Origin of the sequence: Terrabacter terrae, assembly GCF_039529575.1 — a bacterium.
Classification (GTDB): domain Bacteria; phylum Actinomycetota; class Actinomycetes; order Actinomycetales; family Dermatophilaceae; genus Terrabacter; species Terrabacter terrae.
Window position 1 is genome coordinate 393,416 of record NZ_BAAANB010000003.1, and the last position, 22,436, is coordinate 415,851.

General features: G+C 72.0%; 19 protein-coding genes. 8 read left to right on the forward strand and 11 right to left on the reverse strand.

Going from position 1 to position 22,436, the window contains the following annotated elements; all coding sequences use genetic code 11:
- Window positions 1–147 precede the first annotated feature (147 nt).
- Both ABD194_RS07230 and ABD194_RS07235 read left to right on the forward strand, forming a co-directional pair.
- A complete protein-coding gene (locus tag ABD194_RS07230; RefSeq protein WP_343989481.1) occupies window positions 148–999 on the forward strand; it encodes a CoA transferase subunit A in 852 nt (283 codons plus the stop codon).
- Window positions 1,000–1,001: 2 nt separating this feature from the next.
- A complete protein-coding gene (locus tag ABD194_RS07235; protein ID WP_343989483.1) occupies window positions 1,002–1,643 on the forward strand; it encodes a CoA transferase subunit B in 642 nt (213 codons plus the stop codon).
- 75 nt (window positions 1,644–1,718) lie between these two features.
- On the opposite strand, the gene ABD194_RS07240 is transcribed toward ABD194_RS07235, so the two are convergent.
- Entirely contained in the window at window positions 1,719–4,847 is a 3,129-nt protein-coding gene (locus ABD194_RS07240; RefSeq protein ID WP_343989485.1) for a SpoIID/LytB domain-containing protein, read from the reverse strand.
- Between the two features lie 116 nt (window positions 4,848–4,963).
- Between ABD194_RS07240 and ABD194_RS07245 the strand changes: the two genes are divergently transcribed.
- The gene (locus tag ABD194_RS07245) at window positions 4,964–7,288 is read left to right on the forward strand and encodes a hypothetical protein (RefSeq protein WP_343989487.1); all 2,325 of its coding nucleotides are present in this window, start codon (window positions 4,964–4,966) and stop codon (window positions 7,286–7,288) included.
- A gap of 10 nt (window positions 7,289–7,298) precedes the next feature.
- Here ABD194_RS07245 and ABD194_RS07250 read toward each other — a convergent pair whose 3' ends face one another.
- Together ABD194_RS07250 and ABD194_RS07255 are read right to left on the reverse strand one after the other, a co-directional pair.
- Complete coding sequence (locus tag ABD194_RS07250; protein WP_343989489.1) at window positions 7,299–8,315, reverse strand: polysialyltransferase family glycosyltransferase; 1,017 nt, start codon at window positions 8,313–8,315, stop codon at window positions 7,299–7,301.
- 5 nt (window positions 8,316–8,320) lie between these two features.
- Window positions 8,321–9,190, reverse strand: a complete 870-nt coding sequence (locus ABD194_RS07255) for a glycosyltransferase family 2 protein (protein WP_343989490.1) — start codon at window positions 9,188–9,190, stop codon at window positions 8,321–8,323.
- A gap of 138 nt (window positions 9,191–9,328) precedes the next feature.
- Between ABD194_RS07255 and ABD194_RS07260 the strand changes: the two genes are divergently transcribed.
- Window positions 9,329–11,185: a hypothetical protein gene (locus ABD194_RS07260; RefSeq protein WP_343989492.1), complete on the forward strand. Its 1,857-nt coding sequence runs from the start codon at window positions 9,329–9,331 to the stop codon at window positions 11,183–11,185.
- 16 nt (window positions 11,186–11,201) lie between these two features.
- Here the strand turns inward: ABD194_RS07260 and ABD194_RS07265 are convergent, their stop codons facing one another.
- The 4 genes from ABD194_RS07265 to ABD194_RS07280 are packed head-to-tail and all read right to left on the reverse strand — an operon-like array spanning window position 11,202 to window position 13,879.
- Entirely contained in the window at window positions 11,202–11,669 is a 468-nt protein-coding gene (locus ABD194_RS07265; protein WP_343989494.1) for a hypothetical protein, read from the reverse strand.
- A gap of 2 nt (window positions 11,670–11,671) precedes the next feature.
- The gene (locus ABD194_RS07270; protein ID WP_343989496.1) at window positions 11,672–12,421 is read right to left on the reverse strand and encodes an SDR family NAD(P)-dependent oxidoreductase; all 750 of its coding nucleotides are present in this window, start codon (window positions 12,419–12,421) and stop codon (window positions 11,672–11,674) included.
- A complete protein-coding gene (locus ABD194_RS07275) occupies window positions 12,414–13,631 on the reverse strand; it encodes an AMP-binding protein (RefSeq protein WP_343989498.1) in 1,218 nt (405 codons plus the stop codon). Before ABD194_RS07275 ends, ABD194_RS07270 begins: the two co-directional genes overlap by 8 nt.
- Window positions 13,628–13,879, reverse strand: a complete 252-nt coding sequence (locus ABD194_RS07280; protein ID WP_343989500.1) for a phosphopantetheine-binding protein — start codon at window positions 13,877–13,879, stop codon at window positions 13,628–13,630. Before ABD194_RS07280 ends, ABD194_RS07275 begins: the two co-directional genes overlap by 4 nt.
- 107 nt (window positions 13,880–13,986) lie before the next feature.
- Here ABD194_RS07280 and pseH point away from each other — a divergent pair, with 107 nt between their 5' ends.
- Both pseH and pseI read left to right on the forward strand, forming a co-directional pair.
- On the forward strand, window positions 13,987–14,478 hold the full coding sequence (pseH, locus tag ABD194_RS07285) for a UDP-4-amino-4,6-dideoxy-N-acetyl-beta-L-altrosamine N-acetyltransferase (RefSeq protein ID WP_343989502.1): 492 nt from the start codon (window positions 13,987–13,989) through the stop codon (window positions 14,476–14,478).
- Window positions 14,479–14,484: 6 nt separating this feature from the next.
- Window positions 14,485–15,564, forward strand: coding sequence for a pseudaminic acid synthase (pseI, locus tag ABD194_RS07290; RefSeq protein ID WP_343989504.1), 1,080 nt, complete (start codon window positions 14,485–14,487; stop codon window positions 15,562–15,564).
- 92 nt (window positions 15,565–15,656) lie between these two features.
- Here the strand turns inward: pseI and ABD194_RS07295 are convergent, their stop codons facing one another.
- From ABD194_RS07295 to pseB, 3 genes are read right to left on the reverse strand one after another with little or no spacing between them, the layout of a single operon-like run.
- The gene (locus ABD194_RS07295) at window positions 15,657–16,817 is read right to left on the reverse strand and encodes a hypothetical protein (protein WP_343989506.1); all 1,161 of its coding nucleotides are present in this window, start codon (window positions 16,815–16,817) and stop codon (window positions 15,657–15,659) included.
- A gap of 4 nt (window positions 16,818–16,821) precedes the next feature.
- Window positions 16,822–17,949, reverse strand: a complete 1,128-nt coding sequence (gene pseC / locus ABD194_RS07300) for a UDP-4-amino-4,6-dideoxy-N-acetyl-beta-L-altrosamine transaminase (protein ID WP_343989508.1) — start codon at window positions 17,947–17,949, stop codon at window positions 16,822–16,824.
- Window position 17,950: 1 nt separating this feature from the next.
- A complete protein-coding gene (gene pseB / locus ABD194_RS07305) occupies window positions 17,951–18,940 on the reverse strand; it encodes a UDP-N-acetylglucosamine 4,6-dehydratase (inverting) (RefSeq protein WP_343989510.1) in 990 nt (329 codons plus the stop codon).
- Between the two features lie 217 nt (window positions 18,941–19,157).
- Here pseB and ABD194_RS07310 point away from each other — a divergent pair, with 217 nt between their 5' ends.
- Together ABD194_RS07310 and ABD194_RS07315 are read left to right on the forward strand one after the other, a co-directional pair.
- Complete coding sequence (locus ABD194_RS07310) at window positions 19,158–20,198, forward strand: PseG/SpsG family protein (RefSeq protein WP_343989512.1); 1,041 nt, start codon at window positions 19,158–19,160, stop codon at window positions 20,196–20,198.
- Between the two features lie 33 nt (window positions 20,199–20,231).
- Window positions 20,232–21,626, forward strand: coding sequence for an aldo/keto reductase (locus tag ABD194_RS07315; RefSeq protein WP_343989514.1), 1,395 nt, complete (start codon window positions 20,232–20,234; stop codon window positions 21,624–21,626).
- A gap of 36 nt (window positions 21,627–21,662) precedes the next feature.
- Here ABD194_RS07315 and ABD194_RS07320 read toward each other — a convergent pair whose 3' ends face one another.
- On the reverse strand, window positions 21,663–22,436 hold the full coding sequence (locus ABD194_RS07320; RefSeq protein WP_343989516.1) for an ABC transporter ATP-binding protein: 774 nt from the start codon (window positions 22,434–22,436) through the stop codon (window positions 21,663–21,665).

Consider the following 22,436-nt stretch of genomic DNA (forward strand, 5'->3'; position numbering starts at 1 on the left):
ACCACAACCGCCTCAGCAGAACTACACGCCTGTACTTATCGGCGGCGGACGGGATACGGCATACGTGGGCGGCGACCACAGGGCCGGGAGATCGTGTGGGGTCCCCCCATGGCCCGGCGGCAGCGCGGCGCGGATAGAGTCCGGCCCATGGACAAAGTCGTCTCCACACCCCAGGAGGCCATCGCCGGGATCCGCGACGGAATGTCGCTGTCCGTCGGCGGTTTCGGCCTCTGCGGCATCCCCTCGACCCTCATCTCAGCGATCCACGACGCCGGCATCACCGACCTCGAGGCCGTCTCCAACAACTGCGGAGTCGACGACTGGGGGCTCGGAGTCCTGCTGCGCGACAAGCGGCTCCGCCGGATGGTCAGCTCCTACGTCGGCGAGAACAAGGAGTTCGAGCGGCAGTACCTCTCGGGCGAGCTTGAGGTCGAGCTGACGCCACAGGGCACCCTCGCCGAGCGCCTTCGCGCCGGCGGCTCGGGCATCGCAGCGTTCTTCACGATGACCGGCGTCGGCACCCAGATCGCCGAGGGCGGCCTGCCCTGGCGCTACGACGACGCGGGCAACATCGCCGTCGCCTCGCCACCCAAGCAGACCCAGGACTTCGAGTGGATGGGTGAGACGAAGACCTTCGTGCTCGAGCAGGCCATCACGACCGACTTCGGGCTCGTCCGCGCCGCCAAGGGTGACCGGCACGGCAACCTGGTCTTCAACCAGTCGGCGCGCAACTTCAACCCGCTCTGCGCGATGGCCGGGCGAATCACCGTGGCCGAGGTCGAGGAGCTCGTCGAGCCCGGCGAGCTGGACCCCGACGAGATCCACCTGCCCGGCATCTTCGTGCAACGCGTCCTCCCGCTGACGCCCGAGCAGGTCGCCGAGAAGCGCATCGAGCGCCGGACCGTTCGCCCCCGCACCGACGGCGCGGCCCCGGCCGGCGCCGGCGCCGGCAGCGAGACCCCCGCGGACGACGCCGTGACCGAGAGCAAGGAGTCCTGACCATGGCCCTGACCCGAGAGCAGATGGCCGCGCGCGCCGCCGCCGAGCTGTCCGACGGCGCCTACGTCAACCTGGGCATCGGACTGCCGACCCTCGTGCCCAACTACGTCCCCGACGACGTCGAGATCGTCCTGCAGTCCGAGAACGGCATCCTCGGCGTCGGCGCCTACCCCTTCGACGGCGACGAGGACCCCGATCTCATCAACGCCGGCAAGGAGACGGTGACCCTGCGCAAGGGCGCGGCCTTCTTCGACTCGGCGACGAGCTTCGGCATGATCCGCGGCGGCAAGGTCGACGCGGCCATCCTCGGCGCCATGCAGGTCAGCCAGGGCGGTGACATCGCCAACTGGATGATCCCCGGCAAGATGGTCAAGGGCATGGGCGGCGCGATGGACCTCGTCCACGGCGCCAAGAAGGTCATCGTCCTGATGGAGCACACGGCCCGGGACGGCTCCTACAAGATCGTCAAGGAGTGCTCGCTGCCGTACACCGGCCGAGGTGTCGTCCAGCGCATCATCACCGACCTCGCCGTGCTCGACGTCACCGAGTCCGGCCTCGTGCTCCGGGAGCTCGCGCCCGGGGTCAGCGAGGACGAGGTGCGCGCCAAGACCGAGCCCGAGCTGGTCGTCGACCTCTCCTCCTGAGGACGCCGACAGCGCGAGGGGCGCCGGTCCACGTGGACCGGCGCCCCTTCGCTGTCGCCGCCGTCGCCGCCGTCGTCACTGCCCGAGGCGGGTCGTCCACGCGTGAGTGCCCGCGGGAAGGGCGGTTCCCACGACGAAGCGGCCGGTGACCGGCTCGATGAAGAGCGCACCGTCACTGGCGCGGCGCACCAGGAGGTCGTGGCGACCGTCGCCCGTGAGGTCCCCGACGCACTTCAGCTCGCTGTAGGGCCGCCAGTCCGTCGAGCCGATCAGCTGACCGGCCGCGAGCGAGCCGCCGCCCAGGCCGGCGTAGAAGACCAGGCGGCCGTCACTGGAGCGGACGGCTGCCACGTCGGTGCGCCCGTCGCCGTCGAAGTCGCCGGCGGTGATGTGGGAGAAGATGTTCCAGCCACTGCCGACCTGCCGCAGGCCCGTGATGGTGCCCGCTCCGCTGCCCAGGTAGAGCACCAGCCCACCCGACGTGTTGCGCGCCAGGAAGTCGGTGTGCCCGTCGCCGCTGAGGTCACCGACCGGGACGAGGAGGTTCGCGCCGCCCCACCCGCTGCCGATCCGCACCGGGGCGCGATTCAGCACGCCGTTCGCGCTCCCCGACCACATCCACAGCGTGCCGTCGCTGCGCCGGGCCACCACGTCACCGATGTTGTCGGAGTCGAAGGGACCGACCCCGGTCAGCAGGGTGGTCCCGGAGAAGCCCGACGACGCGAGCGTCTTCAACGCGAAGCTCCGGTTGCCGGAGTACGCGAGCGCCGCGACGCCTCCCCCGCTCGGTGTCAGCGCGTCGCCCAGCGAGTCGGCGGTCAGGTCGCGGGGCAGCACGCGAGTCGAGGTGGCGGGGGCGGAGGTCACCGTCCACCACGTGCTGCGCAGGCCCATCGTGCTCCGGAAGGCGTCAGCGCTGACGGTGACGGAGCCGGCCGAGCCCGTGACGCGCACGGAGGTGATGCGGCCGCCCCAGTCGCCGCCTCCCGTGCGGTCGAGCACCGAGAGCGAGGACAGGGTGCCGACCGAGGGGTAGGCGGCCTCGATGCGCGCCACCGCGAGCGAGCCCGTCCAGGCGCTAGGGTTGCCCGCCACCGCGACGCCGTCGTAGGGGTCGACCTTGGCCACCTGGTAGGGCAGGGACGACCCGACGGTGCGTCCGCCGTTCGAGGCTCCGAACTCGGTGAGCGCCGGCGACCCGTTGAAGCGCACGACCGATCCTGCGGTCGCGGACGTGGCGGCGGTCGAGCGCGAGTCGAGGCGTGCGGTGCGCAGCGTCCCCGCGGCGTCGTAGTCCGCGATCCCCCGGTAGACCTGGCAGCTCGAGGAGTCGCACGTGTCGTAGTACGCGGAGAGCGGGTGCGAGCGGGCGTATGCCGCGTAGCTGCGAGCCGCGATCGCCTGCGCCTGCAGCGCGGCCGCGGGCCACGAGGGCGGCATCTCGTTGGGCACCACCGCACGGGTGTGCGACTCCGCGTCGGTGGTGTTGACCGAGCGGGCACCGGTGCCCCACACGCGGGTGGTCATCGAGCCGGCGTAGTCGCGCTGCAGCCCGGAGGGCAGCACCACGCGAAGCACCCCCGTGGAGGGCCGCGACAGCACGAGCGGCGCTGACTTCCAAGCCTTCCAGTAGCCGCTGGAGACCCACGTCGTGCCGCTTCGCCACTGCAGCGTGAGGCCGCCGCCGTCGGGCACGATGCGCCACTGGCTGGGCGAGCCACCGAGCTCCCGGGTGCTGCGCCCGTCGTCGAAGGTCAGGCCGGCCTGCTTGGTCACCGTCGTGCCGCCTGCACCGAGCTCGGAGAGGTAGGTGCGCAGCTGCGGGTTCCCCTGGGCCGCGAGCGTCGTGCCCGGGTAGTAGAAGCCCGCGATCCGGGCGGCCGTGAGGCCGGCACGTGCCGCGCCGTAGGCGCCGTACTGCGACATGCCGCGGCCGTGGCCGGAGCCGCGACCGGCGAGCGTGAACGAGGTGCCGGCCGGACGGCCGAAGGTCTCGAGGACCGGGCTCGGCGACATCGCCGTGAAGGGCTGGCGTCCGATCGACCAGGTGCTCGCGGCGGAGCTGCGGATCGACGGGACCTGCGCGTATCCGGCGTTCCCGGGGCACTCGGTGTCGCCGTAGTCGCGGTGCCCGCTGATCCGGCTCTTGATGACCTTGGTCCCGGCCGGGTACTTGGAGTTGCCGGAGGAGGTGAAGGTCGCCGTCGTGGCCGGGTTGAAGTTGGCACGGTCGGCGAGCCACGCGATGACGGCCGCGACGGAGGACCTGGTCGCCGCGGAGAACGGCACGGTGCGGTGGTCGCCGATGACCGAGACCCCGACCGTCTCGGTGTTGAAGCCGCCGGTCTGGGCGCCCTGCACGAACGAGGTGATGCTCCCCGAGCGGCCCTCGTAGATCTTCCCGAAACGGTCGACGAGGAACTGGTAGCCGATGTCGCACCAGGCCAGCGACTGCGTGTGGTACGCGTAGATGCCGCGGACCAGGGAGGCCGCCTGGGCCTGCGTGTAGTCGTTGGCATTGACTGTGTGGTGCACGACCGCGCCCTTGTAGCCCGACAGCTTCTCCGGGGTGCAGGGCTTCATGCTCTCGTCGGCGCCCCACTGGGCGCGGGTGATGATCGTCGGCGTGCGTACAGCCGCCACGGCGGAGCCGGCGGGTGTGCCGAGCTGGCCGTCGGCCGGCGAGGATCCGGCATCGATCAGCGTCGCCGTCAGGCCCGAGGGCGCCGCCGTGCCGCTCGAGGCCACCCTCACCTCCAGGCCCGTCCCTCCGGCCGCGGTGATCGGCTCCGTGCCGTGACGGGCGCCCCGCGCGTCTGCGGAGCCGTCGTCGGGGGCGTCGTCCTCCACCTCGAGCTCGAGCCACGGGCTCCAGCCGGCAGCCGTGCGGGTCCGGGCCTCGACCGTCGCCCCTGCGGGGAGGGTTCCCGCGAACGTCACGCCGGCGACGTCGAAGGACGTTCCGACCGAGGTGAGGGAGGCCACCACTCGCCTCGGAGCGGCGCCAGGGCTCGCCGTGGCACCGGGAGCAGAGTCGGCGACGGTTCGCTGCTGGGCGACGGGCACGGACGGCACCGCGATCCGGTGCAGCTTCGGCGCCACCGGCACAGCTTTGGCGGCGACGGGGACGGTCGGCAGTGCGATGAAGGCGCCGGCGAGGCCTACCGCCGCCAGCAGGGTCGGGAGGCGTTTGAAGTCGGGCACAGCTCACTCCTTGTTACTGGAGTGACAAATGTCGCAAATGAGTGCGGGATCGGCAAACGGAGGCGCGCGGCGCTCGAGGAATCAGCGCGTGAGCCGCGTCTCGTACACTCGGCACCATGCGCCCCGGTCCCCCCTCCGTCGCGCCCGCAACCGAGGGGACCGGCTCGGACCCGGCGCCGCAGTCGCAGGCCGCTCCTCCCCCCGCCGCGCCGCCGTCGAGCGCGTGGGTCACCCGCACCGTCCCCGCGCTGCTCGTCGCCCTCGCGCTGGCGGTCTACGCGGCATACGTCCTCCTGCACACCGGCACCCCCCAGGCCGACGTGCGCGGCTACGCCCTCTACTGGGCGCTCTGCCTCGTCGTGCCGGGCACCCTGGTCCTCAAGGCGATCCGGGGAACCGCGGGCTCGTGGCTGGCCGACCTCGCCCTCGGCGCGACGACCGGCCTCGTGTGCGAGCTGGCCGCCTGGGCGACCGCCGAGTCGCTGGGGCTGCAGGAGCAGCTGCGCTTCTGGCCGGTCCTGACGCTCGTGCTGCTGGCTCCGCGAGGCACGCGCTCCCGGGTCCTCGAGCGGCCGACGCGCCCCTGGTCGCTCCCCGCCTTCACGCTCGTCACCGCGGCCTGCGCCCAGGTGGTCTGGCAGGTCTACCGGACCTACCTGCAGGAATGGCCGCTGCCGCCGACCGGCAGGGTCTACTACCCCGACCTGATGTGGCACCTGGGACTGGTGAACGAGGCAACCCGCAGCTTCCCGCTCGGCACGCCGCAGGTGGTCGACGGCGGGCTGCTCGTCTACCACTGGTTCAGCGACGCCCACATCGCCGCGGCCTCGCTCATCACCGGCGTCGACACCACCACGGTGCTGCTGCGGCTCTGGGCCCTCCCGGTCCTGGTCCTCGGCGTGGCGCTGACCGCCGTGCTCGCGCGCCGTGTCGGCGCGAGCGACTGGGCCGCAGCCGGAGCCGCTGCGCTCATGTCGACGACGGTCACCGTGCCGTTCTGGCCGAGCATGTGGACCGGGAGCAACCACCTCAACCCGCTGTCGCCGTCGCAGGTGTACTCCGCGCCGTTCACGCTGCTGCTCGTCTACTCGCTCGTCGACCTGCTGCGGGCGGGGTCGCGGCGCGCAGCCGTGGTCCTTGTCGTCCTCGCCGCCCTCGGCACGTCGGGCACCAAGAGCTCGGCACTGCCCATCGTGCTCGGCGGGGTCGCCCTGGCCACCGTCGCCGCCCTGCTCCTGCGCCGGCGGCGACGGATGCTGCTCGCCCTCCTGGCCTCCCTGACCGTGGTCACGGCCGCGGCCCACGAGCTCGTCGCAGGCGGCTCGTTCGGCGCCGGGCTCCAGCTCTTCTCCGCCCTGTCCCTCACGCGGCCCTACCGCGTGCTGCACGGCCAGACCGTCGACTTCACCACGCGCATCCTGGCCGGGATCACCGACACCCCCGGGGTCGGGGCCCTCATGCTCCTCGGCCTGCTGCTCATCGGCGCGCTGATGGTCCTGCGGCTGCTGGCCGCCTTCCTCCCGTTGTTCCAACGGACGCTGCGCGGCGACCTCGCGGCGTGGCTGCTGTCGGGGATCTGCCTCGCCGCACTGGTGCCCTTCCTCGGGTTGGGCCACATCGGCTACAGCGAGTTCTACTTCGTCTTCGGCGCGGTGCCCTTCGGCTGCGTGCTCGCCATGTGGAGCCTGTCGACCCTGGTCGAGGAGAACGACCCGCGGGCCCGCGTGACCGCCGTCGTGGGGGCCTGCGCCGCGATCGCGACCCTGGTAGTGGGGTGGGTCAGGCTCCGGTCCCCGATGGGCGGCTCCCGCGCCGCCGTGGTCGACGACCTGCGGTCGTTCGTCATCGGACTCACGGTGACGGCGCTCGTCCTTGCTGCCGTCGTGGCGGTCGGGCTCCTCCGGCGTCGACGCGGCAACGCGCGCTGGGTGCCGGCCGTCCTCGCCGCAGTCGTCGCGGCCGTCGTGGCCAGCGGTCCGCTCAACGTCGCCGTGAGCGAGACGGCACAACCAGCCCCGGCACCACCACGGCAGTACGCCCTTCCGCTGGCGCAGTCGACCGCCGCCCTCTGGGTGAAGCGCAACGTGCCGGACGACGCCGTTCTGGCCACGAACGCCCACTGCCGCAACGCCGGTACGCCGTGCGACTCACGCCTCTGGTGGATCTCCGGGCTCGGTGGCAGAAGGGTCCTGGTCGAGGGCTGGGGCTACCTGCCGACCGCGGTCGCCGGCTTCCCCGACCAGGCACTGCTGCGGCTCAACCAGGCGGCGTTCGAGCACCCGACGCGGGAGACCGTCCAGCAGCTCCGCGACCGCGGCGTGTCCTGGCTCGTGGCGCAGACGGTCCCCGGCTCCAAGCCCTCGACCGACCTGGGTCGGTTCGCGCGGGAGCGCTACCGCAAGGGCCCGATCGTGATCTACCAGCTGCCCGCCGCCCCCTGAACGCTCGCGCTCAGCGACGGCCCGGCCGCGCCTCGAGCTCGCGGGCGAGCGCCTGCACGGGCACCGCAGCCGGGAGGAAGGCGTCCAGCAGGCTGCGCTGACGCGAGGTGAGGGCGGTCTCGAGCGGTGCCAGCTCCGGCGCGGTGACCCGGATGGCCGGCGTCTCGTGCACGGCCGCGAGGTTGAGCAGGGCCGTGCTGTTCGAACCGACCACGACACGCGAAGCGACCACCTCACGGGCGAGCTCCGCAGGCACCGAGCCCCCGACGAGCTGGAAGCCGGCGTAGCGGTCGAGGTGCTCACTGGGGTGTGGTCGCAGGACGAGGTCGAGACCTGCCGCCGCGCACTGGTCGCGCACCGCCTCGAGGTGCTGGAGGTAGCTCGGCTCGGACATCACCCCGAGATCGGGCCAAGGCTGGGTGAGGTACACCGCGCGTGGGCTCGTCGGCGACGGCCCGGACAGGCGGGTCCGGAACTCCTGCGCCACCTCCTCGCGCACGACCCAGCCGGCAGTCGTCCGCTCGTACAGGGACCAGTGGAGGTCGGTCAGCAGGCGTCCCCCAGCACTGACCACGCCCGCCCGGACGACGCTTCGCGGGGCAGTGCTCCCTTGGCGCCGGTATGCGTCCCGCCGGCTGCGGAGGTCGCCGAAGGAGCCGATGCCCTCGTCGACGACGACGACCCGTGGCCGTCGTCCACGCCCGGCCAGGACCAGGCGGGTCCACGCCCGGGTGCCGGGCAGCCCGATGGACAGCAGGACGAGGTCGACGTCGTGCGGCACGCGCCAGTGCTCCTCATGCACCTCCGTCTCGACCAGCAGCCGCGGATGGTCGGGCAGGAACGCCCGGACCTGGCGCTCGTCCACCCTGGCCCGGCCGAAGCCCGACCCGACGTCGAGGACCACCACCTGCACGGGGCCCTCGACCTGCGCCACGAGGTGGCGCAGCCAGGAGGCGGCATACACGAGGTGGGTGACGCTGCGGACGCCCGAGAGGATGACCCGGGTGACGGGCCCCTGGTGCGGCACGGCGCTCAGACGATCGGGGGTCGGCCGGCGCGGGAGAGCCGCGCCACGGTGCCCCACGTCATCGGCCGTCGGTCCCCGGCGTCCTCGCGAAGACCCTCGCGCAACCCGCGGAACCAGACGGCGAGCTTCTCGCGGTCGCGCACCCGCGCCACGGTGATCGCCGACCAGACGGCGACGTAGAGCTCGGCGACCGGGTGCGGGAGGTTGCGCCTGGCGACCCAGACGCGGTTGCGGGCGTTCATCCGGTAGTAGACCGCATGGCGCGTCGGCTGCGTCGCGGGGTGGTTGACCACGACGTCGGGCTTGTAGCGCAGGCGCCAGCCGGAGTCCAGGAGGCGGTACGCGAGGTCGACGCCCTCGTGGCCGTACCAGAAGTGCCCCGGCCACCCCCCGACCTCCTCGAACGCCGAGCGCCGGATGGCGCACACGCCCTCCCAGAAGACGACGACGTCGCCGCCCGCCCCGCCACCGCCGGTCTGCAGCCGCGGCACCCACCGCCGCGGCGTGGGCAGGCCCGTCGGGTCGGCACCGCGCGGCTGCACGACAGCGACGCGGTCGTCGCCTGCGAACTCCTCGGCGAGGCGCACGAGCACGTCGGTGGACGGCAGGAAGGCGTCGTCGTCGTAGAAGAAGAGGATGTCGCCGCGTGCCTCGCGGGCCCCGATGTTGCGACCCTCGGGGATGCCGACGTTCTCCTCGAGGTGGACGGTGCGCACGCCTTCGAGGACACCCTCGGGTCGCCAGCCGTTGCCGACGAGGACGACGTCGAGCTCGACGCCCTCCTGGGCCATCAGCGTCTCGAGGGCCTTTCGGAGCTCGTCGGGCCGGGTGCCCATCGACAGGACCACGGCGGCCACCTTGGTCAGCGGGGGCATCGTCGCTCCTAGCAGGCGTCAGGCACCTCACGGGTGCGGGAGTCGGTGGCGCGCCCGCTCCCGGACGGCATGGCTATTGTAGTCGCGTCATCCGGACGGCCCCGCGGGCCTCGGAGACCCACCACGAGAGGACCATGAGTGACCGCCCACCTGAGCGACCAAGACATCCAGCGAGACGCCATCTCGGGGGCACGCATCCTGGTCGGCGACATGCTGATGTGGTCCGACCTCGACTCGCTCGACGTCCCGCTCGCCGCCCGGGAGATCGTCCGGGCCGCCATCGCGGCGAAGCGTCCGCGCCGAGTGCTGCTGGCGGGCCCCCGGGCGGGGCTTCTCGTCGACACCGTCCCGGCCGACGTACCCGTGGACCTGCTGGTCCGCGCCCTCCCCGACGCCCGCACCCTGGGTGACCGCGCCGGGCTGCACCGGAGCGCCGACCTCTACTGCGGTGGCCTGGACGTCTTCGAGCCGGCCCACACGTATGACCTCGTCGTCGCGCTCGGCGGTCCGGAGCGCCTCCTCGGCCCGGACTCCGAGGGACTCACCGATGGGCAGACGGTGGCCCGGCTCTCGGCCATGCTCGACGACGGCGGCCGCCTGGTCCTCGACCTCGCCAACGAGCTGGGCTTCACCGACCTCGTGTCCGCCGTGCCCGACGAGACTCTCGAGTCCGACGCCGGGTGGCACGTGGGTGCCCACGGCTTCGGGTCCCGCCACCTCTTCGCCCGCGAGCGGACGACCCTCCTGCAGGGCGAGGGCCTCCACGTCGAGGCGTGCTTCGCAGCGCTGCCCACCGTGGACGAGCACCGGGTGCTCGTGCACGAGGAGGCGCCTCGCGACGACCGACTTCGTGACCAGGTGGGCTTCCAGGCCGGGCTGGCCATGGACGAGCACTTCGCCGCCACCCCCATGCTGCGCGAGCCCCGCAACGTCGTGGAGCGCGTCGTCGACGGCGGGCTGCTCGACGAGCTCGCCCCCGCCTGGCTCGTCGTCGCCACCAAGGGCGCCGGGGTCGCTGCCGCGAGCTACCCCGCGATCGTCGTGGCGGAGCCGGAGTCGGACAGCCCCTGGAGCACGGTGACCGTCGTCGCTCCCGACGCCGCGCAGTCCGTGAGCTGGGCCGCCTCGCGCGCCGACACCGAGACCAGCGAGGGCACCGTCGCCCGCGGCCTGGCGCCGCTGGCCCAGGGCCGCTCCTTCGAGCTCGACCTGCGCCGCGCGTGCGCGACCCGACGCCACGCCGCCATCCGCGCCCGCGTGCGCCGGTATGCCGCCTGGCTCTCCGACAACCAGACGTGGACCAAGCAGACGGCGGAGCAGCGCTTCTTCGCCACGCCCGCCAACACCCTCGTCGACGGCGACGACCTGCGGCTCGCAGACAGGTCGTGGCGACGCACCGGTGTGGTCTCCGCCGAGGACGCCCTCGTCCGCGGACTGCGCGACTTCGCCCGCCGGCTCCTCGCCTCCGGCTCGGCACACCCGTGGCGGGTCACGGTCACGCCGGACGAGCTGACCGTCACCCTGGGCGCCATGGCGGGGGTGACCGTGACCTCCGTGATGATCGCCCGGGTGGCTCGCATCGAGGCCGAGGTGGCTGCCACTGTCGCCGGCCGTCCGGAGGACATCGAGGAGCTGCTCGCACGCAACCTCGAGCAGGGTGAGTTCTCCCGCGACCTTCCCGCGCCCGACGAGATCGGCTTCCGTGAGCTGCTCACGCACGACCGCGTCATCTCCCGCGAGCTGCGTGAGAAGCACGGCCAGGTCAAGTGGCTCGAGGGCACGCTGCGCCACCGGGACCGCTACATCCGCAGCCTCGAGCGCGTCATCGAGCGCTACGAGGACACTCTCACCTATCGCGCGGTCGAGGCCCTGCGGGCTCCGCGCCGCATCGCCACCGAGAAGGCCGTCGCCGTCGCCAAGACGACGGCACAGGACGCCCTGCCGCCCGGCGCCCTGAGCAAGGCGCGCCAGCTCGCCGCCCGCATGTTGAAGTGACCCGGGCCGAGGCGGGTCAGGCCTGAGCCGGACCGGCCTCGGCCGTGGTGGCCCAGGCGAGGCCGTGGGCCACCACCACCTCGTCCATCCGGGTGACGACGTGGTGGATCTCGAGGCCGGCGTCGACCACCGGGCTGCCGGTGACGGGGGCGCGACGGGCCAGCAGGACCACGGGCACGTCGGCGAGCTTCGCGAGGATCTCCGTCGCGCACCAGAGCTCCCAGAACCGACCGCTGGTCGGGATGCCCGCGACCCGCCAACGCGCGTCGATGCCGGGTGGCACCGGCTGCCGGGACAGCTCCGCGTCGACCGCGTGGGCCAGCGGCCGGTCGTGCGGACTCTCCTGCTCGGGCAGCACCCAGCACACCACCCGGCCGTCGGCGAGGTAGGAGTGTGCGCCCGATCGGCACCGGTGGTCGGCGCGGACCCCGATGACCGGCGGGTGGTCGCGGACCGCCCGTGCCAGGCGGTCCGCGCGTCCCATCATCAGATGCTGTTGCCGCCGTCGACGGTCAGGACCTGGCCGTTGATGTTGGTGTCCTTGAACAGCAGCATGTTGACGACCGGCACGATGTTGTCGGGCTCGACCAGCCGCCCGGACGGCGTGCGTCGCGTGATGGTGTCCAGCTGGGTCTGGCCGAGCACCGAGCTCATCTCCGACGCGAAGAAGCCCGGCGCGACGCTGTTGACGAGTGCGCGCCCGTGCATCTCGCGCGCCATGGTGCGCATGGCGCTGTCGAGGCCGCCCTTGGTGGCGGAGTAGGCGACGAGGCCGGAGTAGCCGCGCTGCGCGCAGACGGAGGTCACCATGACGATACGGCCCCGGTTGCCCTTGGCCATGATCCGACGCAGCACCGCTCGAGCCAGCAGCAGCGGCGCGGTCAGGTTGGTCTCGATGATCGTGGCGATCTGCTCGGGTGAGGTGTGGACGTGGAGGCTGTCCTGGCCCACCGCGGCGTTGTTGACCAGGGCGTCGATCGGCCCGAGACGGCTCTCGGCGTCCTTGAGGAAGGCGTTGATGGCCTTGACGTCGGTGACGTCGACCGAGGCGGCCAGGACCCGGTCGGGGTGCGCTGCAGCGACCGCCTCGAGCTCGGGAGTCACGGTGCGGGCGAAGGCGGCGACCTTGGCGCCCTGCGCGAGGATGTCCTCGACGATGGCCAGGCCGAGACCCCGGGAGCCGCCCGAGACGACGACCACCGTTGCGGGGCCGATGGGTTCGGTCTTGTCAGACATCGCTCTTCAGGGTCTCCTTGATCGGGATCTGGTCCAGGAAACGCACCCGTCGGGGCACGGAGTAGTCGGGCAGTCGAGCGGCGCACCAGGCGGTGAGCTCGGCGTCGGTGGCCTCGCCCGAGAGCACGACCTCTGCGGTGACGATGCTGCCGACGATGGGCGCCTTGCGCCCGCGCACAGAGGCCCACGCCACGGCGGGGTGGGCCTGCAGCACGTCCCTCACCGCCGAGGCCGACGCCTTGGCGCCCCCGACGTTGATCTCGTCGGAGGCGATGCGGCCGGTGATGAGGACGCGGCCGTCGACCACCTCGACCCGGTCGCCGGTGCGCAGCACCCGGTCGATGCCCTCGCCACGCTTCGGCGAGGCGATGAGCAGCTCACCGTCGTCGATGGTCAGGGTCGCCCGGCCTTCGGCCTCGCGTCCGAGCCACTGCTCAGGGAAGCCGGCCCGGCCGTCGTGCACGGCGATCGTGGCGCCGGCCTCGCTCGAGGCGTAGATCCACGAGACCCGGGCCTTCGGGAACATCTCGGTCAGGCGGGTCAGGATGGCCTGGTCGACCGGCTCGCCGCCGAGGGTCACCTGCTCGAGCGGCAGCGCCGCGACGCTCTCGGGGTCGCGGTAGAGCGCCTGGCGCCAGAACGTCGGGGTGCCGGAGGCGGCGGTCACGCCGACCTCGAGCGCGCGCGCGGGCCACGTGTCCAGCTCGTCGGGTTCGATGAACAGGACGTCCTGGCCGGGGTGGGCGATGCTGAGCGTCACGACCTGCCACCATGCGTAGGCGCCCTGCGCGTACGGGCACAGCCAGGTGCGACGGGGCTGGTCGCCGGCGACGGTCGTCAGCGACGCGAGGGTGTGGGCCACCTGCTTGGGTCGGCCCGTGCTGCCACTGGTCAGCAGCCAGACGCGTCCGGCGGTTGCCGCGCGCTCGGTCGAGGGAGCCGTGACCTCCTCGCCGTCGACGATCGCCAGGCCGGCCGAGCGCAGGTCGTCGGCGAGGTCGGGGGTCACCCGGGTGCGCGAGGCGACGAGGACCTCGGTGTCGCCGGTCGCGGCCGCCCACACCGCCCTTGCGGCCTCGTGGTTGTCGCGGACGAGGACGGCTGCCGCGTCGGGCAGCTCCATGCCCTCGAGCTGGTCCCAGCGGCCGTCGAAGCCGCGGGTGATGATCCGGTTGCCGGCGCCGGCGAGACCGCCGACTCCCGCGCTCACGCGGCCTGGAGCTGCTCGAGGAAGTCGAGCACGTCGGAGACCGTGGCGATCTGTCGCAGCTCGGGGGCGTCGAAGTTCAGCTCCTCGCCGATCTCGTCCTCGACGCGCAGCGCCAGCTCGGAGAAGTCGAGCGAACGGAAGCCGATCTGCTCCAGGTTCGCTGAGTCGTCCGCGGGCATCGACTTGCCCTGGGCCTGAAGGACCTCGGCCATCATCGTCCGGATCGCATCACGGCTCAGTGCGCTCATGTTTCCGCCTTGGGCTGGGGGTTGGGGCGTCGGGTAGTCTAACAACGAATCCCCCACCGACTGCCGCGGCCCCACGGAGCCCGCGGCATCATCATGAGGAGGGCCAGATGCTCCGCCCCGCGACCGATGCCGACAGCGCAAACGTGCTCCGGTGGCGCAACCACCCCGAGGTTCGTGCCGTCTCGCTGACCCAGCACGAGATCACCGACGAGGAGCACGCCGCGTACTGGGCGGCAACCCGCGACAGCGACACGCGCGCCATCTACATCTACGAGCGCCACGAGGTCCCGTCGGGGGTCGTCACCTACTTCGACATCGACCGCGAGGCCGGCAGTGCATGGTGGGGCTACTACCTCGACAACGAGGGGCTCAAGGAGCGGGGCGAGCTGCTGCCGGCCTGGATCGAGATCCAGCGGCAGGCCAAGCGCTACGCGTTCGACGAGCTCGGCCTGAGCGCCCTCGAGGGCGAGGTCCTGGAGAGCAACGAGGCCGTCCGGCGGTTCAACCGTCGCAACGGATTCCAGGAGATCGAGCGTTACACCCAAGACATCGACGGCACCCCGACACCCGTGCTGCGGGTGCGAGCCACGAAGGACTGAACAACCATGACGAGCACACCGGTCGAGACCCCGGCAACCACGTCCCTGACGATCGGCGGCATTCCCGTCGGCCCCGAGGCCCCCCCGTTCATCATCGCCGAGATGTCGGGCAACCACGACGGCAGCCTGGAGAAGGCCCTCGAGATCGTCCGCATGGCGGCGAAGGCCGGCGCCCACGCCATCAAGCTGCAGACCTACACGGCCGACACGATCACCATCGACGTCGACAAGCCCGAGTTCCGCCTGTCGGAGGGCCACCAGCTGTGGGGTTCGCGCCGCCTCTACGAGCTGTACGAAGAGGCCCACACGCCGTGGGAGTGGCACAAGCCCATCTTCGACCTGGCCCGTGAGCTCGGGATCCTCGCCTTCTCCAGCCCCTTCGACCCGACGGCGGTCGAGTTCCTCGAGGGCCTCGAGGTCCCCGCCTACAAGATCGCGTCGTCCGAGATCGTCGACCTTCCCCTCATCCGCCTGGCCGCCCAGACCGGCAAGCCGCTGATCATCTCCACGGGCATGGCGTCCGTGGGCGAGATCGCCGCAGCCGTCGAGGCCGCGCACTCGACCGGCAACCGCCAGGTGATGCTGCTCTCCTGCACCGTGAGCTACCCCGCCGACCCCGCCTCGTCGAACCTGCGAGGCATCCCGGTCATGCGCGAGGCCTTCGGCGTGCCCGTCGGGCTGTCCGACCACACCATGGGCATCGGCGCTGCCGTCGCCTCCGTCGCGTTCGGCTCGGTGCTCGTCGAGAAGCACGTCACGATGTCGCGTGAGGAGGGCGGCGTCGACTCGGCCTTCTCGCTCGAGCCCGACGAGCTGGCCGCCCTCGTGCGCGAGACCAAGGTCGCGTGGCAGGCTCTCGGTGAGCCGCGCATCGGGGCGCGCGAGGCCGAGCGCGAGGGGCTGCGCTTCCGCCGTTCGCTCTTCGTCGTCGAGGACGTCAAGGCAGGTGACCCCGTCACGGCGGCCAACGTGCGGTCCATCCGGCCGGCCAACGGGCTGTCGCCCGACACGTTCTCCCTCCTCGAGTCCAAGCGGTTCACCCGGGACGTCGAACGCGGCACCCCCATGTCGTGGGACCTCGTCTGAGTCGTCCCTGCCGCACGGCCTCCGAAGAGAAGAGGGCCCCGACCGCCACGCGGTCGGGGCCCTCTTCGGTGGTCAGTCGACTGCCGGGACCGTCAGTCCTGCTCCTGCGGCGCAGGATCCAGAGCCGGGTCCTGAGCGGCGTCCGACAGCGGCGCGGTCGGGGCCGAGTCGGAAGCCCGCGACTGCTCGGCCGAGCGGTCGGTCCTGGACGCCGCCCGGGCGGCCGGGTCGGCGCCGTGCCCCGCGTCGTCGACGGCCTGGTCCTCCTCGGCGACCGTCGCATCGATGGAGATGGCGATGTCGGACGGCTCACCGGCACCAGGTGCACGGTGGCTCTCAGCCCGGTGCCGCCGGCTGCGACGCCGGGCCAAGGCCGACGGCTCCTCGTCCAACGGCGGGGCCGGCGGCGGGGTGCCCGGGGCAGCGATCTCGGGAGCCCAGCCGAAGGCGTCGATGACCTCGGCCGGCGACAGCATCTCCTCGGCCCCGAGCTCCCGGTTCGCCACCTGCGCGGCGTAGTCCATGGGTACCGAGAACTGGTGCATCTCGGGCCAGATCCGGCGCGGCTTGCCGACGCCGCCGAGGACGGCGTGGTCGGACTCCAGGGCCATCGGGTCGCCGTAGATGCCGACCTCGACACCCGCCGACGCGGCATACAGGATGGCGCTGCTCATCCGGTTGCTGACGACGCGCTTGTGCTGGCGCATCTCGTGCAGCTGGCGGTAGAGGAACGCGACGTCGGTGTCCTGCCAGAGGTAGCCGCGCTGGCCGTGGGTGACGACCCGCACGCCGGCGTCCTCGTACTGGCGACGCACCTTCGGGTTGTCGTACTCGTTCCAGTGGAGGCAGACCGTGATGGGCACGTCGCCCTCGGCCTCCTTGACCTCCTCGACGTACTCGGTGTGGCTGCCGAGCACCTGCTGCCCCTCCCAGCCGTGGAAGGGGTAGACGATCGTGCCGGTCCGCGGACGCGCGGTGGCGAGCCACTCGTTCTGGCGCTCGAGCTCGAGGAGGTAGAGCCAGGGGGCCGCGACCACCATGTAGTTGCGCAGGCCCGCGGCCCAGCCTCGCCGGGCGCAGGCCTCGGACCAGACGAACTTGGGGTACTGCGGCGTGAACACCGTCCCGACGGCGAAGCCGTCGTGCATGTTCCAGCCGTGCTGGAGGTAGCCCCAGATGCGCGGCGGGTGCTCGAGGCCGACGTAGCGGGCCATGATGTGGGCGTGCCCGTAGAAGTGGTTGGCGTGGTGCACGGGCTCAGCCTCCGACGGCCGAGCGGACGGCGTCGATGACCTGGTCGACCTGCGCGTCGGTCAGCTCGGCGTGCATGGGCAGCGACAGCTCCTCCGCGTAGAACTGCTCGGCGTTGGGGCACATCCCCCGCTGGTAGCCGAGATCCTCGAACATCGGGTGCCAGTACACCGGGATGTAGTTGACCTGCACGCCGATGCCGTCGGCGCGCATGGCGTCGAAGACCTCCCGTCGGCGACCACCCAGGACGCGCAGCGGGTAGAGGTGCCAGATCGGGTCGACGTGCTCACGGCGGGTCGGCAGCCGGATCCCGTCGACGCCGGCCAGGCCCTCCTGGTAGCGCGCGAAGATCGCGGCGCGCCTGGCCTTGAAGGAGTCGAGGCGCTTCAGCTGGCTCAGGCCGAGCGCCGCGAGGACGTCGGGCAGCCGGTAGTTGAGGCCCCACTCGTGGACCTCCTGGTGCCAGGGGCCCTCGTCGGGGTAGCGCATCCGGTCGCGGTCACGCACCAGCCCGATGAAGTGGAACTCGTGCGCCCGCTGCCCGAGCTGTGGGTCGAGGGTCGCGACGGCGCCACCCTCGGCCGTCGTCATGTTCTTCGTCGGGAAGAACGAGAACGTCGTGAGGTCTGCGAGGGACCCGACCGGACGGCCCTTGTAGGTCGACCCGATCGAGTGCGCGGCATCCTCGACCACGAGCGCACCCACGCGCCGGGCCGTCTCGGTGATGGCGTCGATCTCGATGGGGTGTCCGGCATAGTCCACGCCGGCGATGACCTTCGTGTCGTCCGTGACGACCGCGTCGACCGCTGCGGGGTCGATGTTGGCGGTGTCCTCCTCGACGTCGACGAAGCGGATCCTGGCCCCGAGGGCGACCGCGCACGAGGCTGTGGCGACGAAGGTCATCGGCGTCGTGACGACCTCGTCGCCGGGGCCGACGCCGGCTGCGGCATACGCGATGTGCAAGGCAGCGGTGCCGCTCGTCGCGCTGACGCAGCGGGCTGCGCCGCTGAGCGCCGCGAGCTGCTCCTCGAACGCCGTGACGGTCGGGCCGGTGGTGAGCCAGTCACCCCGCAACACCTCGGCGACGGCGGCCACGTCGTCCTCGTTGACCGACTGGCGTCCGTAGGGGATCACCTCAGATACCCGCCTCGAGCATGTCGCGGATCTCGTCGGCGCCGATCCAGATGTCGTTCTTGTCGGAGGCGCAGTGGAAGCCCTGCGGCACGGGCTCGCCGTCGGTGCGCGGCTGGTAGCCCCACGTCGCGAGCTCGGGCTCGAGCACGTAGTACTTGCCGTCCATGATCGTGATGGCGCGGCGACCCTCCTCGGGGCTGATCATCTCCTCGTGGAGCTTCTCGCCCGGGCGCAGGCCGATGTCGTGCATCTTGGCGCCGGGGGCGATCGCTTGGGCGAGGTCGGTGACCAGGTGCGAGGGGATGTGCGGCACGACGAGCTCACCGCCCTGCATGAGCGAGAAGGTGTCGAGCACCATCTGCACGGCCTGGGGCAGCGTGATGAGGAAGCGGGTGCAGCGCAGGTCCGTGATGGGCAGCGACTCCCCCGCCGCGTGCAGCGCACGGAACTTCGGGATGATCGAGCCGCGCGAGCCGGTGACGTTGCCGTAGCGCACGACCGCGAACCGCGTCGGGTACTGCGCGGCGTAGTGGTTGCCGAGGATGAAGAGCTTGTCGGCCGTCAGCTTGGTCGCGCCGTAGAGGTTGATCGGCGAGCTGGCCTTGTCGGTCGAGAGCGCGACGACCTTCTTGACGTCGGCGTCGATGGAGGCCTCGATGACGTTCTGGCTGCCCAGGACGTTGGTCTTGACGAACTCGTGCGGGTTGTACTCGCCGGTGTCGACCTGCTTGAGGGCGGCGGCGTGGACGACGTAGTCGGTGCCGTGCATCGCGCGACGCAGGCGCGGGAGGTCACGGACGTCACCGATGAACCAGCGCAGGCGCGGGTCGTCGTTGAAGAGCTGGCGCACCTCCCACTGCTTCAGCTCGTCGCGGCTGTAGATCATGACGCGCTTGGGGTTGTGGTTGTCGAGCACCTCACGGATGAACGCCTTGCCAAAGGACCCGGTCCCACCTGTGACGAGGATCGACGACCCTTCGAGAATGCTCACCCTTTGACCTCCTGGTCATGAACTGGAAACTCACGCCGCGCGGCCCGTCGGCGGGCATCGCGCAGGGTGGCGCTCGACCAGCGCCGACGGCGAGATTAACACCTCCGTGCGGTCGCCCGCCTTTCGCCGGACGGTCGCCGGGCGCTCCCCGGACCGTCGCCGAACCGTCGCAGGACCCTCGCAGGACGCGGGACGGCGCTGCGGCAGACTTGGGCCCATGCCCGTGCACATCGCCCTGCGCTGCGACGCCAGGCCCGACATCGGCACGGGCCACGCCGTCCGGTGCCTCGCCCTCGGCGACGAGCTGACCGCCCGAGGCGTACGCGTCAGCATCCTCGGCGAGATCAGTGGCGTGGCCTGGCTGGAGGAGCAGGTCGACCAGCGCGGGCTCGCTGTGGTCCCGGCCCCGGCGGGCCCCGGGGAGCTGGCGGCCGCAGCGACCGAGCTCGCTTGCGACGCAGTCGTGCTCGACGGCTATCACCTCGACCTCGGCTGCGGCCGGGCACTACGCGCAGCGGGCGTCGCCGTCCTCTCCGTCGTGGACGACAGGTTCGGGGTGGGACAGGACGCCGACCTCTACCTGGACCAGAACTTCGGCGCGCAGCCCACGCCCGGCATCCCCGCCGAGCGACAGCTGCTGGGGCTCGACTACGCGTTGTTCCGTGACGAGGTCCTGCGCCACCGACCGACCGCGCCACGACCAGCACCCGCGGGTGCCCCGCGGGTGCTCGCCGTCTTCGGCGGCTCCGACCCGTATGCCGCCGCGACCGTCGTCGTGCCGTTGCTGCTCGCGGCCGGCCGGCCTCTCCACCTGACGGCGGTGGCCGCACGGCCCGAGATCGCGGAGGCGCTCGAGGGGCTGCCGACCGGGTCGGGGCAGCTCGTGGACGTGGTGGCACCCACGCCCGACCTGGCGGCCCTTGCGGCCACGTGCGACCTCGCGGTGACCGCCGCGGGCAGCTCGGTCTGGGAGTTCCTGTGCCTCGGCCTTCCCTCGCTGCTCGTCTGCGTCGTCGACAACCAGGGCCCGGGCTACGAGGCGGTGACGGGGCAGGGCCTGGCGGAGCCCTTCGGGCACCTCTCCCGGCTCAGGGACGACGCCGACGCCCGCGCGCTCGCCGTGGCGACCTTCGAGCGGATCCTCTCGGACCCCGCCCGGCAGGGCAGTCTCGCTGCGACCGGCATGTCGCTCGTGGACGGGCGTGGCCGGGCCCGCGTCGCCGACGCGCTCCTCGGCGCCGTCGCGGCACGTCGCTAGCCTGTCTCCCATCCCACCCTGGAGGTCCTCACCGTGCCGCGCACCCGCGTCGTGATCCAGTCACGACTCAACTCGTCCCGCCTTCCGGGCAAGGCCATGCTCACGATCGGCGGCATGCCGCTCATCGAGCTCGTCGCACGACGCGCGAGCCGCAGCGGCCACGAGGTGGTGGTGGCGACGAGCGAGGAGCAGTACGACGAGCGCATCGCCGGGCACCTCGCCGCGGCAAGGATCCCCGTCGTACGCGGTTCGCTCGACGACGTGCTCGGCCGGTTCGTCCAGGCCACCGCCGACCTCGCACCCGAGGACCGCGTCGTGCGGCTGACGGGCGACAACCCGGTCGCCGACGCCGACCTCGTCGACGAGCTGCTGGCAGCCCTCGACGCCAGCGACCACACCTACGGGCGCGTCGACATCGACCAGGTGCCGGAAGGGCTCGGTGCCGAGGCGTTTCGCGTCGCTGACCTGCGTGAGGCGGACGCACAGGCGACCGCAGCCTACGACCGGGAGCACGTCACCCCGTGGCTGCGGCGCACGCTGGGCGAGCTGCTCTTCGTGCCCCAGGGGTGCCCCGGTGACGTCCACGCCTACCGTGCCACCGTCGACACCCTCGGCGACTACGTACGCGTCTCCTCGCTCTTCGACGACGTGACGGACCCGGTCGGTCGCCCCTGGCTGGCGTTCATGGAAGACCTCGCCGCCCGCGTCGACGCGGCCGGCGCCCGCGTCCCCTCCACCTCGTCCGCCGCCGGTCGGGTCTCCCGCGTGGTCCTGTCGGCCCGCGCCTTCGACGCGGGCGACGCCGGCGGTGACAAGCCCGCAGAGCGCGCCGAGCGGCTGAGGGCCCTGATCGCCGACGCCATCGAGCGCGGTGTCACGCACGTCGACGTGGGGCGCGACGACGGTCGCAGCGAGGAGCTGCTGCGCAGCTGCGCCGAGCCCGCGCTCGTCAAGCGATTCGGTCTGATCTCGCGCCTGTCGGCGCCGGCGCTGGAGGACGTGTCCTCGCAGGACGCATACGACCTCGCCGTCGAGGCCTCGGCCGAGCGCAGCTTCGCCAACCTCGGTCGTCGCAGCGTCGACGCGCTGGTCTTCCACGACTCCGTCACGGCAGCACGTGGCTGGCCGCGGGCCCAGCGCTACGTCGGCGACGGTGTGGCCCGGTCCATCGGGCTCGTCGCCCGCTCGCAGGCCGACCTGGAGTGGGCTGCGGCGACGACCGACGTCGGCTACGTCGAGGTGCGCCTGACGCCGAGCCCGACGACCGACGAGCTGCTGGCGCAGCTGGCAGCTCGAGGCGTCACCCTCGTCGCGGGCGACGGGACGGACGGCGGCCCGGACGGGCTGCCCGCGTGGGCCACCGCCGTCCTGGTCACCGACCTCGAGCCGTCTGCCTTCGACACAGCCGTGGCGGCCGTCAACCGCTGACCTGCCCGCTGACTGGCCCGCTGACCAGGCCGCTGATCAGGCCGGCGCGTTGTACTGCTCGAGGATGTCGTCCATGGGCCCGTCCGCGACCAGCCGCCCCGACTTGAGGAAGAGGCCCCGGGTGCAGAAGCGCCGCAGGTCGGGCTCCGAGTGGGAGACCAGGAACAGCGTGCGTCCCTCGCTGAGGAGGTCCTCCATCCGGCCGTAGCACTTCTCGCGGAAGTCCTTGTCGCCGACGGCCAGCACCTCGTCGACCAGCACGATGGGCTCGTCCAGGGTCGTGATGAGCGCGAACCCCAGGCGCACCTGCATGCCCGACGAGAAGTGCCGAAAGGGCATGTCGAGCCCCGCCCTGACCTGAGGGCCGGCGAACTCGACGATCTCGTCGAAGCGCTCGGCGATCTCCTGCTTGCTCAGGCCGTGCAGGCCGGCGGTCAGCATGACGTTCTCGCGGGCGGACAGCTCGCCGAGGAACCCGCCGGTCAGCTCGATGAGCGGGGCGACGCCGCCGTTGACGCGCACGCTCCCCTCGTCGGGGAGGAGCACTCCCGCGATGGTCTTGAGCAGGGTGCTCTTGCCACCGCCGTTGGAGCCGACCAGGCCCACGGCCTCGCCCGGGCCGACCGAGAAGGACACGTCCTTCAGGGCCCAGAAGGTCTCCTTGGGAGCGGTGTTCTCACGACGCAGCACCATCTCGCGCAGCGAGAGCTTGCGGCGCCGGGAGCGGAAGAACTCGATCCCCAGACCGTCGACCGCGATGACGTCGCGGGTGCTCGTGGTGGTCGACGTCTGGTTGGCCAGCGGGGCCAT

Excerpts from the sequence above, each read along its gene's own strand:
- ABD194_RS07230 (WP_343989481.1), top strand. The coding sequence starts at position 148 with ATGGACAAAGTCGTCTCCACACCCCAGGAGGCCATCGCCGGGATCCGC.
- ABD194_RS07235 (WP_343989483.1), top strand. The coding sequence starts at position 1,002 with ATGGCCCTGACCCGAGAGCAGATGGCCGCGCGCGCCGCCGCCGAGCTG.
- ABD194_RS07245 (WP_343989487.1), top strand. The coding sequence starts at position 4,964 with ATGCGCCCCGGTCCCCCCTCCGTCGCGCCCGCAACCGAGGGGACCGGC.
- ABD194_RS07255 (WP_343989490.1), bottom strand. The coding sequence starts at position 9,190 with ATGCCCCCGCTGACCAAGGTGGCCGCCGTGGTCCTGTCGATGGGCACC.
- ABD194_RS07265 (WP_343989494.1), bottom strand. The coding sequence starts at position 11,669 with ATGGGACGCGCGGACCGCCTGGCACGGGCGGTCCGCGACCACCCGCCG.
- ABD194_RS07270 (WP_343989496.1), bottom strand. The coding sequence starts at position 12,421 with ATGTCTGACAAGACCGAACCCATCGGCCCCGCAACGGTGGTCGTCGTC.
- ABD194_RS07280 (WP_343989500.1), bottom strand. The coding sequence starts at position 13,879 with ATGAGCGCACTGAGCCGTGATGCGATCCGGACGATGATGGCCGAGGTC.
- pseH (WP_343989502.1), top strand. The coding sequence starts at position 13,987 with ATGCTCCGCCCCGCGACCGATGCCGACAGCGCAAACGTGCTCCGGTGG.
- pseI (WP_343989504.1), top strand. The coding sequence starts at position 14,485 with ATGACGAGCACACCGGTCGAGACCCCGGCAACCACGTCCCTGACGATC.
- ABD194_RS07310 (WP_343989512.1), top strand. The coding sequence starts at position 19,158 with ATGCCCGTGCACATCGCCCTGCGCTGCGACGCCAGGCCCGACATCGGC.
- ABD194_RS07320 (WP_343989516.1), bottom strand. The coding sequence starts at position 22,436 with ATGGCCCCGCTGGCCAACCAGACGTCGACCACCACGAGCACCCGCGAC.